Source organism: Campylobacter hominis ATCC BAA-381, from assembly GCF_000017585.1.
In the GTDB taxonomy this organism is placed as follows: Bacteria; Campylobacterota; Campylobacteria; order Campylobacterales; family Campylobacteraceae; genus Campylobacter_B; species Campylobacter_B hominis.
In genome coordinates, this window is record NC_009714.1 from 809,889 (window position 1) to 830,795 (window position 20,907).

General features: G+C 31.5%; 19 protein-coding genes and 1 pseudogene. 7 read left to right on the forward strand and 13 right to left on the reverse strand.

Going from position 1 to position 20,907, the window contains the following annotated elements; all coding sequences use genetic code 11:
* Positions 1 to 174: 174 nt before the first annotated feature.
* Positions 175 to 1,149 (forward strand): annotated as a pseudogene (locus CHAB381_RS09015) (Kae1-like domain-containing protein); the annotation flags it as partial.
* A gap of 584 nt (positions 1,150 to 1,733) precedes the next feature.
* On the opposite strand, the gene CHAB381_RS08455 reads toward CHAB381_RS09015, so the two are convergent.
* Both CHAB381_RS08455 and CHAB381_RS04100 read right to left on the reverse strand, forming a co-directional pair.
* On the reverse strand, positions 1,734 to 2,741 hold the full coding sequence (locus CHAB381_RS08455; protein ID WP_012108722.1) for a hypothetical protein: 1,008 nt from the start codon (positions 2,739 to 2,741) through the stop codon (positions 1,734 to 1,736).
* Positions 2,734 to 4,110, reverse strand: a complete 1,377-nt coding sequence (locus CHAB381_RS04100) for a hypothetical protein (protein ID WP_012108723.1) — start codon at positions 4,108 to 4,110, stop codon at positions 2,734 to 2,736. The genes CHAB381_RS08455 and CHAB381_RS04100 overlap by 8 nt, the downstream gene beginning before the upstream one ends.
* Positions 4,111 to 4,507: 397 nt before the next feature.
* Between CHAB381_RS04100 and nikR the strand changes: the two genes are divergently transcribed.
* The 5 genes from nikR (at position 4,508) to CHAB381_RS04125 (ending at position 8,396) form a co-directional block, all read left to right on the forward strand.
* The gene (gene nikR, locus CHAB381_RS04105) at positions 4,508 to 4,924 is read left to right on the forward strand and encodes a nickel-responsive transcriptional regulator NikR (protein WP_012108725.1); all 417 of its coding nucleotides are present in this window, start codon (positions 4,508 to 4,510) and stop codon (positions 4,922 to 4,924) included.
* A gap of 274 nt (positions 4,925 to 5,198) precedes the next feature.
* Positions 5,199 to 6,050 (forward strand): hydrogenase nickel incorporation protein HypB, encoded by an 852-nt coding sequence (hypB, locus tag CHAB381_RS04110; RefSeq protein WP_012108726.1) that lies wholly within the window; start codon positions 5,199 to 5,201, stop codon positions 6,048 to 6,050.
* A complete protein-coding gene (locus tag CHAB381_RS04115) occupies positions 6,050 to 6,343 on the forward strand; it encodes a HypC/HybG/HupF family hydrogenase formation chaperone (protein ID WP_012108727.1) in 294 nt (97 codons plus the stop codon). The genes hypB and CHAB381_RS04115 overlap by 1 nt, the downstream gene beginning before the upstream one ends.
* On the forward strand, positions 6,327 to 7,412 hold the full coding sequence (hypD, locus tag CHAB381_RS04120) for a hydrogenase formation protein HypD (RefSeq protein ID WP_012108728.1): 1,086 nt from the start codon (positions 6,327 to 6,329) through the stop codon (positions 7,410 to 7,412). The genes CHAB381_RS04115 and hypD overlap by 17 nt, the downstream gene beginning before the upstream one ends.
* A 9-nt stretch (positions 7,413 to 7,421) precedes the next feature.
* Positions 7,422 to 8,396: a DUF3137 domain-containing protein gene (locus tag CHAB381_RS04125; RefSeq protein WP_012108729.1), complete on the forward strand. Its 975-nt coding sequence runs from the start codon at positions 7,422 to 7,424 to the stop codon at positions 8,394 to 8,396.
* A gap of 651 nt (positions 8,397 to 9,047) precedes the next feature.
* Here CHAB381_RS04125 and CHAB381_RS08460 read toward each other — a convergent pair.
* The 6 genes from CHAB381_RS08460 to exbB are packed head-to-tail and all read right to left on the reverse strand — an operon-like array spanning position 9,048 to position 13,371.
* Positions 9,048 to 10,619, reverse strand: coding sequence for a TonB-dependent receptor (locus CHAB381_RS08460; protein WP_049752832.1), 1,572 nt, complete (start codon positions 10,617 to 10,619; stop codon positions 9,048 to 9,050).
* 45 nt (positions 10,620 to 10,664) lie between these two features.
* Positions 10,665 to 11,534: a TonB-dependent receptor plug domain-containing protein gene (locus tag CHAB381_RS08465; protein ID WP_049752833.1), complete on the reverse strand. Its 870-nt coding sequence runs from the start codon at positions 11,532 to 11,534 to the stop codon at positions 10,665 to 10,667.
* Positions 11,531 to 11,803 carry a heavy-metal-associated domain-containing protein gene (locus CHAB381_RS04135; RefSeq protein WP_012108730.1) on the reverse strand — a complete coding sequence of 91 codons (273 nt, stop codon included), beginning with the start codon at positions 11,801 to 11,803 and terminating at the stop codon, positions 11,531 to 11,533. Before CHAB381_RS04135 ends, CHAB381_RS08465 begins: the two co-directional genes overlap by 4 nt.
* A gap of 26 nt (positions 11,804 to 11,829) precedes the next feature.
* On the reverse strand, positions 11,830 to 12,576 hold the full coding sequence (locus CHAB381_RS04140) for an energy transducer TonB (RefSeq protein WP_012108731.1): 747 nt from the start codon (positions 12,574 to 12,576) through the stop codon (positions 11,830 to 11,832).
* Complete coding sequence (gene exbD / locus CHAB381_RS04145) at positions 12,569 to 12,952, reverse strand: TonB system transport protein ExbD (RefSeq protein ID WP_012108732.1); 384 nt, start codon at positions 12,950 to 12,952, stop codon at positions 12,569 to 12,571. Before exbD ends, CHAB381_RS04140 begins: the two co-directional genes overlap by 8 nt.
* The gene (exbB, locus tag CHAB381_RS04150) at positions 12,949 to 13,371 is read right to left on the reverse strand and encodes a TonB-system energizer ExbB (protein WP_012108733.1); all 423 of its coding nucleotides are present in this window, start codon (positions 13,369 to 13,371) and stop codon (positions 12,949 to 12,951) included. The genes exbD and exbB overlap by 4 nt, the downstream gene beginning before the upstream one ends.
* Before the next feature lie 304 nt (positions 13,372 to 13,675).
* Between exbB and hypE the strand changes: the two genes are divergently transcribed.
* On the forward strand, positions 13,676 to 14,803 hold the full coding sequence (gene hypE, locus CHAB381_RS04155; protein ID WP_049752852.1) for a hydrogenase expression/formation protein HypE: 1,128 nt from the start codon (positions 13,676 to 13,678) through the stop codon (positions 14,801 to 14,803).
* A gap of 318 nt (positions 14,804 to 15,121) precedes the next feature.
* On the opposite strand, the gene CHAB381_RS04160 is transcribed toward hypE, so the two are convergent.
* The 5 genes from CHAB381_RS04160 to CHAB381_RS04180 all read right to left on the reverse strand — a co-directional run bounded on the left by CHAB381_RS04160 (position 15,122) and on the right by CHAB381_RS04180 (position 20,823).
* Positions 15,122 to 16,363: an aromatic amino acid transport family protein gene (locus CHAB381_RS04160; protein WP_012108735.1), complete on the reverse strand. Its 1,242-nt coding sequence runs from the start codon at positions 16,361 to 16,363 to the stop codon at positions 15,122 to 15,124.
* Between the two features lie 536 nt (positions 16,364 to 16,899).
* A complete protein-coding gene (locus CHAB381_RS04165; RefSeq protein WP_012108739.1) occupies positions 16,900 to 17,559 on the reverse strand; it encodes a tetratricopeptide repeat protein in 660 nt (219 codons plus the stop codon).
* A gap of 658 nt (positions 17,560 to 18,217) precedes the next feature.
* Positions 18,218 to 19,132 (reverse strand): cysteine synthase A, encoded by a 915-nt coding sequence (cysK, locus tag CHAB381_RS04170; RefSeq protein WP_012108742.1) that lies wholly within the window; start codon positions 19,130 to 19,132, stop codon positions 18,218 to 18,220.
* Between the two features lie 9 nt (positions 19,133 to 19,141).
* Complete coding sequence (locus CHAB381_RS04175; RefSeq protein WP_012108743.1) at positions 19,142 to 19,555, reverse strand: RrF2 family transcriptional regulator; 414 nt, start codon at positions 19,553 to 19,555, stop codon at positions 19,142 to 19,144.
* Positions 19,552 to 20,823 carry an O-acetylhomoserine aminocarboxypropyltransferase/cysteine synthase family protein gene (locus CHAB381_RS04180; protein ID WP_012108744.1) on the reverse strand — a complete coding sequence of 424 codons (1,272 nt, stop codon included), beginning with the start codon at positions 20,821 to 20,823 and terminating at the stop codon, positions 19,552 to 19,554. The genes CHAB381_RS04175 and CHAB381_RS04180 overlap by 4 nt, the downstream gene beginning before the upstream one ends.
* Positions 20,824 to 20,907 lie beyond the last annotated feature (84 nt).

Below are 20,907 nucleotides of genomic sequence, written 5' to 3' on the forward strand. Positions count from 1 at the left end.
AGTAAAAATCTTCGAAAATGTATGACTGAAAATTCTATTTTTAATCAAAAAGTTCAGTTTTTACGCACTTCACGCGGGTTAAATCCAAAAATTTTCATAAGTGATTTTAAGTGTAAAGGCACTTTTTTGGCGCTCGGTTCTGAACTGAAAAATCAATTCGCCATTTACAAAGACGGACTGATTTTCATTTCGCCTTACATCGGCGATCTTAAAAATATCGCTACTTTCGATCGTTTTTTGAAACTTTTGCAAATTTTTACTGACACTTATAAGTTAAAATTCGATTGTATTATAGGCGATTTGCATCCTAATTTTTTGCATACGAAATATTTTGAAAAGCAGGGTTTTAAAGTGATTAAATTTCAGCATCATTTTTCACATTTAGTTTGCGCGCTAGCCGAAAATTCACTGCTTAAAAGTGGCAAAAAGTTTCTTGGATTTAGTTTTGACGGCACAGGATACGGCTTGGATGGGCATATTTGGGGCGGTGAAGTGATGATTTTTGATGAGTTTTGTTTTACGCGTGTGACAAAATTTGAAGAATTTTCACTAATTGGCGGCGATAACGCGATTAAAAATATCTACAAAATCGCAATTTCACTTATTTTTAAATTCGGTATTGAGAAAAAAGCGGCAAAATTTTTAACAAAATTCGATAAAAACGAGGTTAGAAATCTAAAAATTTTAGAAAAAAAATCCATAAAAACAAGTTCGCTTGGAAGAATTTTTGACGCTTTTGCGTGCGTAATCTGCCATTTGGATAAAATCACATATGATGGCGAATCCGGTATGAATTTAGAAAAATTATACATACAAAATTATGTAAAATTTTATGAATTTGAGCTTAAAAACGGCGAAATAAAATTTGGCAAAGTATTTGAACAGATTTTTAGTGACGAACCGTGTGTAGCCGCTACAAAATTTATAAACGGAATTGCGGAACTTATTTCAAAAATTGCTTTAAAATATGAAAATGACGTAGTTTTAAGCGGTGGCGTTTTTCAAAACAAGACGTTGATGAACCGAATATCTAAAAATTTTGCAAAAATAGGGCGAAAATTTTATGCAAATTTAGAGAATCCTACAAACGACAGCGGCATAGCTTACGGTCAATTAAATGCATTTTTGTCTCAAAACGACAAAGAATAAGTTATTTATTTGTAAAATAGATAATTTTATTCGCTCAAAATTTAATCATTTCAACGCGTTAAAATATCACACTTAAAAACATAAATTTTGTAGTAAAATTGCTTTAAAATGCGAAAATACATTGTTTTAAATGGAAAAATTTTCCAAAAAAATGCCAATTGAAAAAATCACATATTATTTTTTTTAAAAAAGTTAAATAAATATTTGCTTTTAAAATGATTTATTTATGCCTTTGTTAATTTTTTAATGAGTTTAAAATCGTTGTTTTGTTAAAAAACAGTTTGATGATTTTTGGTAATTATTGTTTTTGATAAATCATTATGGCAAAGAAAATCAGCGTTTATTTCACAAAGTCTCAAAATGTTTTACATTTTTTTTAAGACGTGATTTTTTAAGTAAAAAATTTGCGTTCATTTTAATAAATTTTTAAATTTCGATGCTGATAAATATGCTATTTATTAAAAAAAAAAAAAACGAATCAAAATAATATTCGCCATTGTTTTTTTGTAAAAAATTTCAAAAAAGAGATAGTTGATGATGTGTGTTTTGATACATACATGACTACGCAAAGCGGTCAAAGAGGATTAGCAAAAAAGTAACGAACGCTTTTTCATATTGCCATTTTTATTTGATTGTGGTATAATTTCATTATGAGCGGATTTAAGGCTGTGGCCTTTATCCGCTTCTATAAAATTTCTATTACCGTAATAATCAAAAACTTTTTTGCCATTATTAAATTCATCTACAACTAAATGTAATTTAATGCCGTTTTGTTCGGTTTCATAAGCATAACGCAATTTATCGTCAAAAAGTTCGAAACTGTTTTTTAAAATATTTCCGTTTTTTAATACCTGTTCTATATTAGCCAACTCTTCGCCGCTCAATCCGCCTGTTTTTTGAATTCCTGCGTGTTTTACCATTATTTTTTTGGCTCCGAAATTTCGGCTTCCTTGTTCTAGAGTTACTAAATCGCTTAAGTCTTTTGCTTGTAGTGTCGAAGCAGCTCTTTTCCCTTTAAAAACATCTACAATTTGAGTTTGTTTAGGCGTTAATTTTGTAATATCTATTTCATTAAGCGCTTTTATTCCTTGCTCGTATTTATTTAATTTTTGCTGTTGCAAAATATTTTTTGCTTCATTCGCGATATTATTGTCGCTTATATTTCTTTTTTCGCCAATATTTAAAAACGGATTTTGAGAAATATCAGGTCTGTTTTCAGGTTTTATGAAACTTAAAAGCGGATTTTTAGATAAATCTTTGGCATTTTGTGGTATAATACCTGCATAAGTCGGCGAAAAATGCTCTTTGCTGGTATTCATTTGCGGGACGGACACTAGTTGTCTATGTTGGGAATTGCCCGCCCCAACCGCCGATTTAAACATTTGTCTATCAATTCCTCTTATATCTCTGTTTCTATTTAAATGTATAGTTCCGCCGCTATCTCTACTAATAGCGACATCATTCATCTTTTTATCATTCAATTTTGAAGCCATATAAGCTACATCAGGATTTTTAAAACTATCTCCTGCATAATCGTGGATATCTCTTAAAGATTTGAGCGTTCTATAAACATCTCCTTTACTGTCAAACATTTCGGGGTGGTTTTCGTATGGATGGCTTAAATTCGCAATGTATCCATGTTACTGTAATGAATGCTTTTTTCATATTGTTATTTACAGGTTTTTGTGATATAATATTATCATTCAAGGGGGAGTAAATATAAGTTGGCTTATCATTAGCCAAGCCCCCTTTTCTGTCTGAAAAGAAGCTTATTATTCTTTCTCCGTTTTTTTTATCGCCTACAATAACTCTAAATCTTGTCCCTTCATTATCAAAATATTCATAAACTCTTTTATTGTCTTTTATTATCGGTTCCACATTTCGCACAATTTCGCCCATTTTCATTACTTCTTGTGGTTTTACATATCCGTTTTTTGTAGGGTCAAAATGTTTTTGCATATGTAAAATTCCAAAGCCTGACTTTTTTGTTCCGTTTTTGCTGATATAATCGGCTTTTCCACGCTCAAGTTTTATGGCATTGTCTATTGCGTCAAAATCTTTATGTATGATTGTAGATTTTTTATCATTATAAGCCACATTATAAATTCCTCTTTGTTCTTTTTGCAACGATTTATTTGTAATATTTAAAAACGGATTTTGAGAAATATCAGGTCTGTTTTCAGGTTTTATGAAACTTAAAAGCGGATTTTTAGATAAATCTTTGGTATTTTGTGGTATAATACCTGCATAAGTCGGCGAAAAATGCTCTTTGCTGGTATTCATTTGCGCCCCGGATACTTTGTTATCTATGCTATGGAGTGTGGGCGTCCTAGCCGCCGACTTATTAAATAGCTCTCTATAATCTCCGGAAATTCTTTTATTTCTATTTAAATGTATAGCTCCGCCGCTATCTCTACTGATAGCAACATCATTCATCTTTTTATCATTCAATTTTGAAGCCATATAAGCAAGTCGGTTATCTTTAAAACTATCTCCTGCGTAATCGTGAATATCTCTTAAAGATTTGAGCGTTCTATAAACATCTCCTTTACTGTCGAACATTTCGGGGTGGTTATTGTATAGATACGTTAAACTTGCTCTTATCTGTTCTTTCGGCAATTTCAGTTTATCTGCAAGCTTGTTTTCGATATCCAAAAAAGCATTATAAGGATATGTTATTTTGCCGTCGCTTTTCATTACGAAGTTATTTCTCGCGCTGTTTCCGCCTACAAATTCATTTTTATTCGCTCTGTTTAAATTAGCCAGATAATCAGAAAAATCGCTTTCAGGTTTAGGCTTTAAATTCCGAACGGTTTCATCGCTTAATTCTATTTTCGGCATTTCGGGCTGCTCTTTGATTTGCGGTGCTCTATTTTGGTCTATACCTTTTTTAAGCGCATTTGTAATCTCATCATCGATTTCATAAATGCTTTCGTTTCGTTTCGGTTTTAGCGCTTCCACTTCATAAGGGTCAAGGCGAAAAGGTTTCGGCTCGTTTAGCGGCGCCGTTTCATTCGCGGGTTCTTTTTTAGCTGTTTTGCATTATTTTATCAATGATTTAAATCACACTTTTTTTGATTTTATGTTTAATAAAAATAATTTTTTTGAAGCGTGCAAAACAGTTTTTTAATTTTGTTGCCGAAATTTTTTATCAAAAATACTTAAACAGTAAATTTTTATATAAAGTGGAATAATAAAAATTTTTAATAAAAATACAAATATAATTTTAAAAATGTAAAATTTCAAAAAAAATAAACAAAAATTACTGAAATTTATGCTATTTCGGCAATAATTTTTTATTGTAACTATATTAAAAATTAGCTACTATTCTATTAAAGTTTATTAAAAAGGGGACAAAATGAAAGAATTGGCAAGGTTTAGCGTTACACTTCCAAATGAACTTTTCGATGAAATAAATAAACGCGTAAAAAATACGGAGTATCCTTCGCGCAGTGAGTTTATCCGCGATTTGGTGCGTGAGAAAATTATTGCCGACAAGTGGAAAGATGACAGTCAAAGCGACGCAATTGCGGTTTTGAGTATAGTGTATTCGCACCATCAAAACAATCTGGTTTCGCAAATGCTTGAACTTGAGCATCATGCCGATGTTAAAATCGCGTGTTCTACTCACATTCATATAGATAAAGAAAATTGTTTGGAAATGATCAGTTTACAAGGCAGCGGCAAAAATATTGAAAAGTTTAGTCAAAAGATCGGCTCATTAAAAGGTGTAAAATTCTCAAATCTCGCTAGAATAGGGATTACAAAGGCTTAAAAACATCGTGAAAAATCTAAAATTTTATGTGAAAAATTTTAGATTTTTTTATTTTTCAATTTTTATATACGTGAAAAATAGTTTTGTTTGTGAAACTTAAAAAACTAATCGAGGCTTAAGTTTGTGAATTTTTGTATAAAAATACTAAAAATTTTATGTAAAATAATCCGCAAACTTTAATTAATTATAAAAAACGGCAAAAAGCAAAAAATTTAAAAAGTTTCTTTAGTATTAAAGTGATAGAATATAAAAAATAATTTTTAAAGGAGAAAAAATGTGTAAAGATTGCGGTTGCTCGCTTACTGCACACGAGCACACTCACACACATGCTGACGGTACGACTCATACTCATTCACACGAACACGGCGAAGATTTACAAAATCACGAACATTTTCATCATAGCCATGATGGTGTTGTTCATAGCCATAATGGTGGCGAAAATCCACATACTCATGGATTTAATCCTGCCTTAAAAGATGAAAAAACCGTAAATGTAATTACTAAAATTTTGTCAAAAAATGATGAACAGGCAAAAAATAATCGCGCTTGGCTTGATGAAAATAAAATTTTGTGTCTAAATCTTATGAGTAGTCCAGGAAGCGGTAAAACAACGCTTCTTGAAACAACCATTAAAAGTGGAAAGTTTAAAATCGGAGTTGTTGAAGGCGATTTAGAAACAAATAAAGACGCCGATCGTATCGTAAAAGCAGGCGCCGAAGCTCATCAAATTACAACCGGTCAAAGCTGCCATTTAGATGCATTTATGGTGCACGAAGGACTTCATCATCTGCCGCTTGAAAATCTTGATCTTGTTTTTGTGGAAAATGTGGGAAATCTCGTCTGTCCTGCCAGTTACGATGTTGGAAGTCACCTGAATGTCGTTCTTTTAAGCACGCCTGAAGGATCTGATAAAGTCGCAAAATATCCTGTTATGTTTCGAGCGGCCGATTTGGTTGTGATTACTAAAATTTCTCTTGGAAAATATTTTGATTTTAATATCCAAAATGTCATAGATGATGTGCATAAACTTAATCCGAAAGCCGATGTTATAGCGCTTGATAGCGTATCTGGAGAAGGCGTGGAAAAGTGGCTTAAATATTTGGAATACAAAAAGGAATTTCGCTAATGTGTCTTTCTATACCGTCAAAAATCATAGAAATAGATGAAAACAACTTTGCGACCGTTGAAACTTTGGGTGTTAGACGTGGTGTCAGTTTGGATCTTATAAGCGAACCTTTAAAAATTGGTGATTATGTGCTGATTCATGTCGGTTTTGCAATGGAAAAAATCGATACACAGTATGCACTTCAAAGTTTAGCAACATATAAAGAGATAGTTTCTCAAATGCATAGCGGTAAAATAAGCGAAAATGATGGATTTATGAGTGATATGGATCAAAAAGATGGATTTAATAAATGATTTTAGGGATAAAAATTTAATTTTAAGTCTCAATGAGGTTATTAAAAAAGAAAGCAAAAAACCATTTAATATAATGGAAATTTGCGGAGGACATACTCATTCTATTATGAAATTCGGCATTCCTGAACTTGTCGGTGAAAATATAAATTTTATCCACGGTCCTGGATGTCCTGTGTGTGTAATGCCGCAATCTCGCATTGATGAAGCGATAAAGCTTGCAAGTATGTCTGATACTATATTTTGCTCACTTGCAGATATGATGAGGGTACCAGGTTCTATTACCAGTCTTCAAAAACTTCGTGCAAAAGGGCATGATATCCGCTCACTTTATACGCCGCTTGATGCCCTTAAAATTGCTAAACAAAATCCTGATAAAAATGTTATTTTTTTTGCTATCGGTTTTGAAACTACAACGCCTATGAGTGCTGTTTTAATAGAACAAACCATTCAAAACGGATTAAAAAATCTATTTTTTCACATAAATCATGTAACAATTCCAGCTCCTATTCGTATGATTTTAAGTGATAAAGAAACAAAAATAGATGCATTTTTGGGACCGAGTCATGTAAGTGTAATAACAGGTTCGCGTCCCTACGAAAAAATTGCGGCTGAATTTCATAAACCTATTGCCGTAAGCGGATTTGAGCCACTTGACATAATGGATAGCGTGCTAAATCTTGTGCGTCAGCAAAATTCGGGAACATTTGAAGTTTATAATGAATATGCAAGAGCTGTAAAACCGCTTGGCAATGAAAAAGCTAAAGCGCTTGTCGCAAAATATTTGCATCCGTGTAATTTTTCGTGGCGCGGACTCGGAGAAATTGCAAACAGCGGAATGGACTTAAAAGATGAATATGACGCGATTAATGCAAAAAAAGTTTTTGACTGTTCGGTTGGAAACATTAAAGAAAATAAGGCGTGTATTTGTGGTAAAATTTTAAGAGGTTTGGCAAAACCATATGATTGCAAAGTTTTTGGCAAAGCCTGCACACCGCAAAATCCTATCGGATCATGTATGGTTTCCAGTGAGGGAGCTTGCGCGGCATACTATAAATATAAAAGAATATAAAAAAGCGTAATGGAAGAATTTGAAATTGAACGAAAAAAGATGCTAAAAGGCGCTATTTTCAATTATAGATTATATTGTTTTTTAATTCCGCTTTTTATAATAGTAATTTTGCTCATTTATGACTATCTTTGTGACTATTTTCCATCTTTAGTAATCCTTTATAAACTACCTTATGATGAGTATGGATATGGTAATTTTGTGGATAAAATAGGAGCGCTAATAGCAATACCCTGTTTTGCGCTCATATTTATCTTTTCACAACTTTATTATTATCACTTCAAAGAAAAAAGGTTAAATTTCAGCTATATCATAAAAGAAAAAATCATTTCAGAATTTTTTAAAGAGTATGTTTATACGCCGCAAAAAGGTCTTGGAAGTGACTTTATAAATGAAACTGAAATTTATGCTTATAATATTTTTATAACGCATGATTTGATAAAAGGTCTGTATAAAGGAAGTGAGTTTGAGTTTTGTATCGTAGAAACTTATGAAGAAAAACATTATTCAAGCAGTAAAATCGGAAAAATAATAGAACTTGCAAAACAGGTCAAATATGAGCTTTCTAAATTTCAAGGTGTAGTTTTGGGTTTTGATATCGGTAAAAAATTTAGTTCAAAAACTATAATTGTAGATAGGTCTTACAACACAAAAATAGACGGTAAAAAAGAGATTTTGGATAACAGAGAGTTTAATGAAGAGTTTAGAATTTTTAGCGATGATGAGATAGAGGCAAGATATCTGCTTGATTTTTTATCTATGGAAAAAATCATAAAATTTCAAAACGAAATAGGTGACGGAAATGCAAGTTTTGCCTTTATAAATGGTAAATTTTATCTGTTTTTAAACGGCTATCATTTTGATTATAATCCATCATTGTTTAACAAAATAAACGAAACTGATATAAAAATTTTTGTAGATCAAATAAAAAATGTTATAAGTTTTATAGATTTTTTTATAGATAAAAATAGTAAAAGCAAAATTTAAAATTTGCAAAATAGCTTAAACTTTCATAAATTTTTATAGTCAAATTTTAGACATTTTAAAATTTTTCTAAATTTTTTTTAAAAAATATTTTTTAAATTTTTAAGCTCAATAGAATTTTTTCTATTTTCATAAAAATTAAAAAATCAACTATCAAGCCGCAAAGGAAACGGTTTGTCTTCACCATTTCAACCATTTACAGTATTATATGGCAAATTTAAAAGTTTAGAAATAATATTTTTATTTTTTATACCACATTTTTCAACCAAATATAAAATTGATTTTATCCATATTTTCATCCTAAATATAAAAATTTAACAAAATAACATAACAAAGCATATAATATTTAAAGAGTATTGTTATTTAAGTTTCGTTTGATATGGCAAAATCTTATAATGATACGATTATAAATATTTTTTAATAAAAATAATATAGAGTTTATCTATTACAGATAAAATTTAAAATTCTTATCAATATCACAAGACAAGATTTGATGAATTTAAAAGCAGTAAAATTTAAAAATGCGAGCGAGTTTAAAAACATCAAAAAATTTAAATTAGGCAACCAGCTATTTCACGTTTTAAAAAATATCAAATTTTAAAAAAGCTAAATTTGGTAATTTTAGTTCAGATTTAGCCCCGAAGGGCTAAAATTTTACCATTTAAGTCCAACTTCCAAATATAAATTTCTGCCTGTCGCATATGTATAGTAAATTTTATCATCAATGCTGTCAGCGTCTATTTTTTGTTTTTTATTCAGGATATTGTTTATATCGAAATTTGCAAAAAATTCCACGTCTTTATGTAAATTTTTCTCATAAGCGATTCTTGCATCCCAAGTTGTGCGGCTTGGAAGATTTACTTTAGTATATGTCTGCATTTTTTTTGCTTTATCAAATCCTCTTACCAATGCTTCGTTTCCGCTTTCGTAATTTATGAAATTAGATAGCGTTATACCAAAATATGGTACTTGCATTGTATGTGCCAGCCTTAAAACATCAGGCGTATAAAAATCGACCGTAGGAAGTTCGCCGATTGTTCTTTCTTTGCCATTGTAAAGAATTTTTCTATCCAAATACAGATCTGAATCGGTATATTTGTTAAAGTTTCTGTCTCTTTTCATATGCGTATAGCCAAGTTCAAAATAGTTTTTTGTATTTATAAATTCTATAGGATCTATGTTTTGAACTGTAAAAGTATAAATATCACTATCCGTTTTGCCGTCATTCGTATAAATATAGTAGTTGTCATCAAGTCCTGCTACCGATCCGAGTCCCGCTTTTTTGCGTGAAGTCACTTTGACCTCATCTCTGCTTTTACGTTTTATGTATTTTAAATCCAGTCTTGCATTTTTTATATCGCCTCTATAAAATAAACTTAATTCATCGTCGTAAGGCGTTTTAAATTTGTTGCCTAAAAATCCGTTTATGTCATTTGCAGTTTTTGTAAATTTTTCATTCGGATGATTTCTTATAAAATCTTCTTGATGAGCATACATATCGTTGTAAATTTTTTGAGCGAAAAGTTCTCTTCCGTAATAACGATTTAGTCCGAAGCCTAAGAAATTTTCACCTATAAATTCATATTCGCTTACAAATCTCGGCGCGATATTTACATCGTTATTTATGCTGTTTCGCTCCATTCTTACGCCGGGACGAAATTTAAATTTATCATATAAAATTTCATCTTCCAAATACAGAGCGAACTTATTCATTGTCGCTTTGTTATAGACATTTCCGTAATAATATAATTTGCTTAAATATTGACCTTTACCGCCAAAGCTATTATCATTTATGCAAGTTAAATCGTCTTTATCGCAAATATAACCGTCAGGCAAATCTTTCGGGGTAAAATATTCGGCAAAAGGCGTTAAGGTTCTGTAGCTTCCACGCTTATTTTCATACTCAAATCCGTTTATTATATTGTGTTTTGTATTTAAAATTTCAAATTCGCTGAGCGTGGCATCAATATTGTAAGTAAAAGTTTTTTGGAGTTGTTTTATATCGCCAAGTCCTCCATAATATGAGTGAAAAAGACCGTCGCGCGCATTATAGCTGTTTCCCCAATTTTTTAAATTTGACTTGGCATAATCATAAAGTCCATTCTTAAAATCAAAATATCTTGAACTCTCAAATTCGGAGTAGCTAACTTTTTGCTCTAAAAATACAGAATCCAAATCAGCTTCGACATCCAAATTCAGTGCAAAACCGCCGAATTTATTATCCATTGCTGAATTTAAATCGTGTTCTATAAAACTTCTGCTGTTTTGTTTTTAATATAAATAGCTCGGTTTTATATTTACTCTGTCGCCGGCTCTGTAAATTCCTTTGATAAAATAGTTTTGCGCATCTCTTGTTTCGTTTGGAAATTCAGCGATTTTCGGATCCATAATACTATCTTTTGTATGCGTTTTGATTATTGATTTATGTTTTGTGTAATCAAAAAGCAATCCGAAATCATCGCTTACGTAGCCTTCCATTCCAAATCTATATTTTCTTTTTGAAAAATCGCTTTTATCATACCAGCCTGTCGAGTTTTTGTAATTATCTCTTACTAAAGGATCGATAAAATTTTTACTTAAATCTCCACTTGTGTATCCGCCGCTTACAACTCCGTGAAATCCTTTTTTAGGATCTCTTGTTTTAGCATTTACGACTCCGCCTTGAAATCCGCCGTATTTTGCGGATACCGAACTGTCGATGACTTCAATGCTTTTTAACAAATCGCTGCTTAAATTTATGGCTTGTGAGCCAAGAGTAGGGCCTCTCCAAGTATTTTTAAATAAAGTTCTGTAACCTGCCGGATTTATATCGTCGTTGAAATTTAATCCATCCACCATAAAATTATTTTGGTAAAAACTGGCTCCGTTTATACTTACATCTTTTGGTGAAATTTCGCCCGATTCCGTTGAGGAATCGGCTGTTTTATTTAAAATTACATTCGGATTTGAACGAAGCGCATCGCTAATCGTACCGTCTTTTTTGGTTTGGGCTTTTAATTTTTCCTGCGTGATGGTTCTTGATGATACATAAGAGCTTGTTTGTGTATTTAAGCTTTTGCTATCGCTGACTTCCACTTCGCCTATATCTATACTTTCGGCTATTAAAGCCAAAGGAGTAAAAATAAATGCAATCTTTCTCACTGTTTTTCCTTTAATCTCGCCTTATAGCCTGCATCATTTATTGTTTTTATAACACTGTTTATGTCAATTTCACTTGGCATTGTTAAATTTACATCTTTTGTAGTTGTGTTAAAATCCATTGAAATTAAAGTATAGTTTCCTTCAACTACTCTTTTAATTTTTTTGGCACAACCGCCACATCCCATATTCGGAACAACTAACTCATGCGTTAAAACGCCGCCTGCCAACAAAAATGTCGTCAGCATAAAAATAAGAGATAAAATTCTCATATTTTTTCCTTTCATAAAATTTTTTATCAGAATAGATTAAAATTTATATTGATTGTTATATTATATTTTTTATCTATTTCAGGAAAATCTTTTGCCGCCTTTTTTACTGTATATATTGCATTTTTATCAAGTATAGAATATGACGAGCTTTTGATAATTTTTATATTTTTCGGTATTCGCGTGCTGTCTATATCAAAATCAAGTTTGACTTTACCGTTATAACCGTTTTGTTTTGCGATTTCAGGATATATCAAATTTGTTTGTATCGCCTTTTTAATCTCTTTAAATAAAGCATTATCAGGTGTATTTGAAACTGATATATCATTTGAAATAAAGTTTGAGTTTATATTGTTGTTTGAATTGTTATTTTGTTTGTCGTCAGCTTTTTTATTACCTGTAAAATTTTCTTTTTTTTGTGTTTTTTTCGGTTTTGATTTTATATTTTTTACTGTTTCAGGTTTTTTAACGGTGTCTTTTTCTTGTCGCTTTATCGCAGTCGTTGTTTTAGTTTCGGTCAATTCTTTTTTAGCTATGTATTCTGATTTTTCTATTTTTTTTGTTGAAATTTCCTCTTCGGAAATTTCATTATTTTCAGATAAAGCTTCATTTGCGGATTGCGCTATATTCGGCGCTTTACTGAAAGCAGAAATCGGTAAAGTGTATATTTCATCGCTGATATTTATGTTATCATTTATTTTATATACTGCCGCATAGACAACTCCGAAGTGAAGTGAAAGCGAGATAATAAATCCAAGCAAACTTTCTTTACTCATTTTTTTCCAATGCGATTGTAAAATTTTCGTGTTTGTGTGTTTTTAAAACATCTATTATAGATATAAAAGTTTCAAATTTACTGTTTTTATCGTTTTTAATTTCTACAAAAGTATCTTTGTTTATGTTTTTGATGGAATTTTCAACTTCATTGATTGATGAAATTTTATTATTTATATAGATATTATTGCTATCATCTACTGAAATTACTAATACTTTATCGATATTTGGAAGCGTGACGGCATTTTTAGAATTTGCCAGTTCAACTTTTATTCCGCCTTGAGCGATAAATGTTGAAACGCTTAAAACAATCGCCAAAAGCACAAGCATAACATCTATAAAAGGGACAATATTTAGCCCGTCTCTTTTGGGTCTCATTTTTTTGACTCTTTAAATTCTACAAGCAAAACTTCAACTTTTCTTAAGAAAGCATTATAAATCATAAGCGTCGGAATTGCCACACAAAGTCCAAGTGCTGTAGCTTTTAACGCCAACGAAAGTCCAAGCATTATACTTTTGGCGTCCATATTTCCGCTAAGCCCCATATCGTAAAATGTAATCATAATTCCGGTAACTGTGCCTAAAAGTCCTACATAAGGGGCATTTGAATAGATAATATAAAGTGTGGTCAGATTTTTGGTCAGATCTTTTTCGTAAGTTTCTATGTTTTCATATTGTTTAACATTTACACGTCTATAAAAAAGAGCTCTTTCTATACTGAACCACAGCGAGATAAAGCTCATAAGCGCTAAAATGATAATTATAATATAATCTGCATTGCTTTTTAGAAAATCCATTACTATAACCTTCGGTAAATATTTTGCAAATTATATAAATCTAATGCAAATAAATTTATAATAATAATAATAATAATTTTTATAATTTAAATTGCTTTTATTACTTATTTTATTTAATTTTTTATTAATTTTGCAACTGTATTTCCGTAAAGAAATTTTAGAATGAATAAAATTTGTGGAAATATTATTTTTTAAATAGTTTATATAGTAAAACAAAGGATTTTTTAGTTAAAATAAATGATTTTAAAGGAGATATAAATTGAAAAAGCAAATTCTTTTAAGTCATGGCGGTGGCGGTGAAGAGATGAACAGTCTTATAAATGATACTATTTTTAAAGCATTTGACAATGAAATTTTACGCAGAGCAAACGATTCGGCGATATTAAATTTTCCGCTTGATTTAGATAAAAATTTTGATATTATAAGCGCAAATTTTGGTGATAAAACGGATTATTTTAATGAAAAATCTCAAAATTTTGACGTTTCAAATTTAAACGGACAAAATAAAACGGACAATATGAACTTCAATGTGCAAAATTGCCATAATAAAAAAAATACTCAAATTTTATGTGGAAATTTAGCTTTTACGACTGATTCTTTTGTGGTTACACCGCTTTTTTTTAATGGTGGAGATATAGGTAAAATCGCAGTTTGCGGTACAGTAAATGACTTGGCGATGGTTGGAGCCAAACCGCTTTTTTTAAGTTGTGCGTTTATAATAGAAGAAGGATTGGAGATTGACACTTTTGAGCGAATTTTAAATTCAATGGCAAAAACCGCAAAAGAAGCCGGCGTGAAAATAGTTTGCGGCGACACAAAAGTCGTTCCGCGCGGTTCAGGTGATCAAATCTTTATAAATACAAGCGGAATAGGGCAAATTTTAAAAGCCGGAGTGCAAATGGATTGTGTAAAAAAAGGCGCAAAAGTATTGATAAGCGGCGATATAGGAAGACATGGCGCCGTAATAATGGCAGCGCGCGATGAAATTTCGGTAAGCACGGATTTAAAAAGCGATTGTAAACCTTTAAATGCCGCTGTAACAGAGCTTTTAAAAAATGATGTCAAAATCCTTGCTTTAAGAGATGCGACGCGTGGCGGTTTATCAGCAGTTTTAAATGAATTTGCACAACATTTGAATTGTGAAATTTCAATCCGTGAAAATGATATAAAAGTGGCGCCTGAAGTGCTTGGAATATGTGAGCTTTTGGGTTTTGAGCCATATGATTTGGCAAATGAGGGCACATTCGTGGCATTTATAGAAGACGGCGACGAAATTAAAGCGCTTGAAATTTTACGAAAATTTAACGAAAATGCCGCAATTATCGGCGAAGTAACACAAAATGAAAAAGGACGGGTAATTTTACAAAATGCTTATGGAACCGAGCGGTTTTTAGAATTTCCAAAAGGCGAGCTTTTGCCTAGAATTTGTTAATTTTTATTTTTTAAATGCAAAACGGTAAATTTTATAATCTATATTTTCTCAGTAAGAAAATTTATCTAAAAAGCTTTTGATTAAATTTTATGCCTGATTTTTAATACTGTAAAATTTTAAAAAATACGCATTATGTTAATAAAATTTTAAATCGTTCGGTTTTTACATGAAATTTTCACATTAAAACTAGAAAATTTTAAATTTTTCAGTTTGTAAAAATTTATAAAAATCTTTTTAAGTGTAAGTTTAAATTAAGTTTCTCAGTTATTAAAAATTTAAAAATCTTAATCGTCAAAATTTATAAAACATATTTTTTAGTTAAAACAATATTTCAAAAACTACCGTTGCGATTGTAAATATTCCAAAAACGGCAATAAAAATATCGGCTGAAATTTTACGATATTTTTTCAGCGCTGGCACTTTGTAAATGCCATAAACCGGAAGCAAAAACAAAATAGCAGCTATAATCGGTCCTACGAACATATCAATAATTCCTAAAATGCTTGGATTTAAGTAAGAAAAAATAAGCATCGTGATGTAAAAAAACGCTGCAATGGCTATGTTTAAAGGTTTTTCTTTTGGTAAAGGCGCTTGGAATTTCAAATAAGTTTTATTTACAATTCCGTTCAGTCCTTCACGTGCCCCGAAATAGTGTCCGAAAAAACTAGTCGCGATTGCCAGAATCGCAATTAAAGGCGCAAAATAGCTGATTATCACATCATCGAATTTATTTGCAAAATAGCTTACTATCGGTATATTTTGCTTCGCCGCTTCACTAAATTCATCAGGATTCAGGCTTAGCACACAGGAAATTACAAAAAACATAATAAAAAACAGTAAAATAGTCGCATTTTTAAATAAAATTTGATTGCATTTGAAATCTTTCAACGTATTTCCGTAGCGTCTTTGCATACTTTGCGCAAAAGTCGAAACCGCGGGCGTATGCTCAAAAGAAAACGCAAGAACCGGAAGTGAAAAGAGTATGCTTAGAAAAAAATCTTTTGGAGTCGGAAAGTTGAAAAAAGCCGAAATTTGCCAGTGCGGTACGAGATATAAAGAAAAAATCAAAAGCAACGCACAAAGCGGATATGTAAGCCATTCACAGACTTTTATCACAAGATCTTCTTTAAAAATCATTACGAAAATCATCGCCGAAATTATGATAAAACAAACCGCAAATCTGCTTATTTGCGCGATTTCAAGTTGATTTTGCATAAAACTTATCAGTGTATTTGTGATTCCGACGCCATACATTATGCAGGCTTGAAAAAATACGAAAAAATATAAAAATGTGATGATAATGCCGGCTTTCGCGCCGAAAAATTCTTCACTGACTTCGCTGATATCGCTTTGCGGCTTTTTTGAAGCATTGCAAAAACGAGCCAAATTTCGGTGGCTTAAAAATGCCATTGGAAACGCTAAAAGTGTCATTACAAGCACGGGATAAATTCCAAAAGCACCGGCTTTTATCGGCAAAAATAAAATTCCCGCTCCAACAGCAGTTCCAAAAAGCGACATCATCCAGCGTAAATCGTATTTGTTAAATTTTTTATCGTCCATTTTTTACCTTTAAAAAAACTGAATTCTACCGAAAAAGGCTTAAAATTTGCGAAATTTGATTTAATGTGCAAAAATAGCAAATCAAAATTTTTTGAAATTTATACCATTTTTGAGCTGATTAAAAAAATAACTATATTTCATTTTAAATTATGTAAATTTATGCATTTTAAATATTACCATGAACTTATAAAAATTTTAAAATAAATAAAAATAAAATCTTATTTTTGATAAATTTCTATAAATATAATTTTGCCTGAATATAAATGTTCGTTGTACGTGCGTTTCAAACGTGCATTAAAATTTTAATAAACAAAGTTTGTGACAAATGCCGTAATAAGCTTGAAATTTAGCTACGCATAAAAAATAGTTACAATTTCATGTAATATCGGTGAGAACTATCTTTTAAATTTTATTAAAATCTTTTATATCTTTAACAAATTTATTAAACGGTGCTACCGATTTTTGCTCTTATATTTATGTAAAATTTTAAATAATTCGGATCAGTATAAAAATGCGAAATATTATAAATCAAAAAATTACTCTTTTTTAAATTCCACATTTCCTTTATTTATGGCGTCTATGATATTTTTCGCTTCTTCGTTATTCGGATAAAATTTTAGAAAAGTTTCAAATTCATCTTTTGCGGCTGTTTTATTATTATCTATCAAATATGTTACGCCAAGTCCGAAATGCGCACTTTTATCGCCAAGTTCAACGGCTTTTTTAAGATGAAATTCAGCTTTTTCGTTGCGAGCCGAATTTCCAAGAAACTCGCCGTAAATTCTATGTAATAATGCGCTGTTTTTATCATTTATAATCAACTTTTCAAATATTTCGTCTGCTTGTGGCGCAAAATTTCCAACATCAAGGTTATAAGCTATCACAAAAAGTTTTGCTTGCGAAAAATCAAACTGCTTTTTCAGATTTTCATCAAACGTTTTATAAAATTTTTCACGCAAAAAGTCAAATACATTCAACAGTGTTTGCGAATCGCTTTTTGCGCGGTTTTTATCCGAGTTTGTATCAAAAAACGGCGGATAAGAATTAGCGTGTTTCCAAAGATTATCAACCGATTTAAAAATTTCATCGATTTTAATACTGTTTTCTGTCAGCATTTTTTCGTGTTCATACGGAATATAAGGCTTTGCGTTAAGTGAGTTTATCAAAAACAACAGTATCAAAAACAATTTTTTCATATTTTTCCCTTATATGGATTTTGCGATTATTTTATCTAAAATTTATTAAAAGTTTATGTGTAATGTTTGCGTAAGGTTGTGGCGAAATTTTTATAAAAACAGCGGCGTGAAATTTTAATTCAGTAAAAAAGAGTGCAAAAACTTAAAAATGTCATTTTTGTATCAAAATTTTATTAACATTTTAAATTTTTATTTAGATTTAAGTAAAAAAATAGCCGATATTTTCTATAAATTTTAAATTATTAAAATTTAAATCGCGCTAAATATAAAATTTCAGTGCCACTGGATTTAAAATTCAAAAAAATTCTTAAATAAAATAAAAATTTAAAAATACATTGAAAAATATTTTATATGTAAACAAATTTATATTTACATGCATTTTTACAAAACTGAAAAGTGATTTGTGAAGTTGTCTGCAAAATGCTAAAATCAAGATACAAAATTAAAATCGGCTTGTAGAATTTAAATAAATCGCGTATTATAATAGCTTATTTGCGGAACTAATCTTTAAATTATTTAAAAATTCGTTGACAAATCATAAAAATCAAAAAGCGAGCATTTGAAACTGTTTTTAAGTTTAAATATTAAATTTTTTAAAACTGACTTGCGGTTATTAAAAAAGCAAAGCGCTTTAAAAATCGCGCCTTGCAAATAAATTTTATTTAAAAAGTTCCGTTGAAAGATATCTCTCTCCGGTATCGCATAAAATAGTAACTATCATCTTGCCTCTGTTTTTTTTGCGAGCGGCTACGACAGAGCTTGCATACACATTTGCTCCGCTTGAAATTCCAACCAGAAGTCCTTCATATCGAGCTAAATTTCTTGACGCATCAAAAGCGTCTTCATTGCTTACGGCAATTACCTCATCAATCAGACTTTTATCCAAATTTTCAGGAATGAAATTCGCGCCTATACCTTGAATCTTATGCGCGCCTGCATTTCCTTTGCTAAGAAGCGGTGAACTTGCGGGTTCAACTGCTATAGCTTTTATATTCGGATTTTTGCTTTTTAAAAACTTGGCGATTCCGCTAAAAGTGCCACCAGTGCCGAACGAAGCGACAAAAATATCAACTTTGCCTTCTGTTTGTTCCCAAATTTCAGGTCCTGTTGTTGCGAAATGCGTTGCAGGATTTGCAGGATTACTGAATTGACTTGGAATAAAAGAATTGGCGTTTTGACCTGCAAGTTCATTTGCTTTATCTACGGCTCCTTGCATACCGAATTCCGGCTTCGTAAGCACAATTTTAGCGCCATAAGCGGATATTAAATTTCTTCTTTCCACGCTCATTGAGCTTGGCATTGTAAGAGTTAGATTAAGTCCGAATTTAGCGCAAATCATAGCAAGTCCGACACCTGTATTACCGCTTGTCGGCTCAACTATAAGCGTTTTTTCGTTTATTTTTCCTTTATTCATCGCATCTTTTATTATTCCCCACGCTATACGATCTTTTACGGATGAGCTTGGATTTGTAAATTCAGCTTTGGCTACGATTGTAGCGTTGTCGCCAAATGTGTTTATGCGCACAAGCGGCGTATTTCCTATAAGTTCGGTTACGTCTTTTGCTATTTTCATATTTTTCCTTTATATTACAAAATTTAAAAATTTTTCTTTTGTTTGGACAAATTTTTCATAATCACTAAGCGGAATTTCAAGAGTTTTTTTGATTTTATTATTTAAATCGTCAAAAAATCGCTTTAAATTTTCGTTTTTGATATCCAAATTTGTCATTACAAGTTCGCCTTCGGTAGCGTTAAAAATATCGCCGAATGTGATTTCATTCGGTTTTTTAAGCAGAAAATATCCACCGTTCGGTCCGCGTAAAGCTTTAATTAAACCTGCTTTTCGTAAAGCGTTTATAGCCTGTTCCAAATAGTTTTTACTTTTTCCTAGCGTATCTGCTATGCTTTTTATGCTTACAGGCGCGGTTTTATCGCCTTTTGAGATTTCAAGCATTATTATTGCCGCATAAACGCCGCGCTTTGTAAGAAATGTCATTTAAGCGCCTCGGAAAGGTCATTTATAAGATCTTCAGCATCTTCAAGTCCTACACTAAGCCTAATCAAACCTTCGCTTATTCCGCTGTCTTTAAGCTCCTGTTTTGAAAGTTGAGAGTGCGTTGTGCTTGCAGGATGAGTTATGATTGATTTGCTGTCACCGATATTTACAACAACGGCGAAAATTTTTGTGCTGTTTAAGACTTTTTTTGCAAATTCATAATTTTCCACTTCAAAGCTTAAAAGTCCGTTTGCAAGTCCGTTTTTGAAATTTTTGCTTACAAAATCGTAATTTGGCGAACTTCTAAGTCCCGGATAATTTACGCTTTTTACTTTCGGATGATTTTGCAAAAATTCTGCAATTTTCAATGCATTTGATGAATGTTTTTGAACTCTTATGCTTAGGGTTTCAAGCCCTTGAATAAGCTGAAATGCGTTAAACGGAGAAAGTGTCATACCGAAATCTCTTAAAACTCCAAGTCTAAGTCTAAGTGTAAAAATGTCGAATTTATCTGCCAAAGCAGCATAAACAAGGCCGTGATAACTTAAATCAGGTTCATTAAAATGTTCGTAGCGCGGATTTTTAACAAGTTTTTTGTTTAGAGTTTTACTTGAAACAACAACACCGGCGATGCTTAATCCTTGACCGCTTATATATTTACTTGCACTGTGAATTACAACGTCCACACCGTCCTTAAAAGGTGTATATAAAATCGGTGTCGCGCAAGTATTATCTGCAATCGAGACAATGCCGTATTTATTTGCAATTTTTGCAATTTTTGGCGTATTTGCCACTGAAATTTGCGGATTTGAAAGAGTTTCAAAAAATATCGCGCGAGTTTTATCATCTATTTGAGATTCAAGATCGTCAGCTTTTTCCGGATCAAAAATTCTGGTTTCTATACCGAAACGTTTCAAAGAATGCACGAAAAGCGTGCTTGTACCGCCATATACTTTGTTTGATAAAATTACATTTTCGCCCGCTTTTACCAAATTTGCAATTGCTGCAAAACTTGCTGCTTGTCCGCTTGAAGTCGCAATTGCAGCTGCTCCGTCTTCAAGAGCTGAAATTCTGGCTTCAAAAACATCTGTTGTCGGATTTGTAAGACGTGTATAAATTTGTCCGATATTGCGCAATGCAAAACGATCCGCGGCGATTTCACCGGTTCCGAAATCATAAGCTGTAGTTTGATAAATAGGAACTGCCATTGCTCCAAAACCGCTTTTTTGATTGTAACCATAATGAGTTGCAAGAGTTTCCTGTTTCATTTTTTTCCTTTTTTTGAAAAATTTTCGCAAAATATTAGCACTAAATTTTAAAAATGTCAATAATTTGTATATATTTTTAAAATG

Excerpts from the sequence above, each read along its gene's own strand:
- CHAB381_RS08455 (WP_012108722.1), bottom strand. The coding sequence starts at position 2,741 with ATGTTTGACAGTAAAGGAGATGTTTATAGAACGCTCAAATCTTTAAGA.
- nikR (WP_012108725.1), top strand. The coding sequence starts at position 4,508 with ATGAAAGAATTGGCAAGGTTTAGCGTTACACTTCCAAATGAACTTTTC.
- hypB (WP_012108726.1), top strand. The coding sequence starts at position 5,199 with ATGTGTAAAGATTGCGGTTGCTCGCTTACTGCACACGAGCACACTCAC.
- CHAB381_RS04115 (WP_012108727.1), top strand. The coding sequence starts at position 6,050 with ATGTGTCTTTCTATACCGTCAAAAATCATAGAAATAGATGAAAACAAC.
- hypD (WP_012108728.1), top strand. The coding sequence starts at position 6,327 with ATGGATTTAATAAATGATTTTAGGGATAAAAATTTAATTTTAAGTCTC.
- CHAB381_RS04125 (WP_012108729.1), top strand. The coding sequence starts at position 7,422 with ATGGAAGAATTTGAAATTGAACGAAAAAAGATGCTAAAAGGCGCTATT.
- CHAB381_RS08460 (WP_049752832.1), bottom strand. The coding sequence starts at position 10,619 with ATGGATAATAAATTCGGCGGTTTTGCACTGAATTTGGATGTCGAAGCT.
- CHAB381_RS04135 (WP_012108730.1), bottom strand. The coding sequence starts at position 11,803 with ATGAGAATTTTATCTCTTATTTTTATGCTGACGACATTTTTGTTGGCA.
- CHAB381_RS04140 (WP_012108731.1), bottom strand. The coding sequence starts at position 12,576 with ATGAGTAAAGAAAGTTTGCTTGGATTTATTATCTCGCTTTCACTTCAC.
- exbD (WP_012108732.1), bottom strand. The coding sequence starts at position 12,952 with ATGAGACCCAAAAGAGACGGGCTAAATATTGTCCCTTTTATAGATGTT.
- exbB (WP_012108733.1), bottom strand. The coding sequence starts at position 13,371 with ATGGATTTTCTAAAAAGCAATGCAGATTATATTATAATTATCATTTTA.
- hypE (WP_049752852.1), top strand. The coding sequence starts at position 13,676 with ATGAACAGTCTTATAAATGATACTATTTTTAAAGCATTTGACAATGAA.
- CHAB381_RS04160 (WP_012108735.1), bottom strand. The coding sequence starts at position 16,363 with ATGGACGATAAAAAATTTAACAAATACGATTTACGCTGGATGATGTCG.
- CHAB381_RS04165 (WP_012108739.1), bottom strand. The coding sequence starts at position 17,559 with ATGAAAAAATTGTTTTTGATACTGTTGTTTTTGATAAACTCACTTAAC.
- cysK (WP_012108742.1), bottom strand. The coding sequence starts at position 19,132 with ATGAAAATAGCAAAAGACGTAACCGAACTTATAGGAAATACGCCGCTT.
- CHAB381_RS04175 (WP_012108743.1), bottom strand. The coding sequence starts at position 19,555 with ATGACATTTCTTACAAAGCGCGGCGTTTATGCGGCAATAATAATGCTT.
- CHAB381_RS04180 (WP_012108744.1), bottom strand. The coding sequence starts at position 20,823 with ATGAAACAGGAAACTCTTGCAACTCATTATGGTTACAATCAAAAAAGC.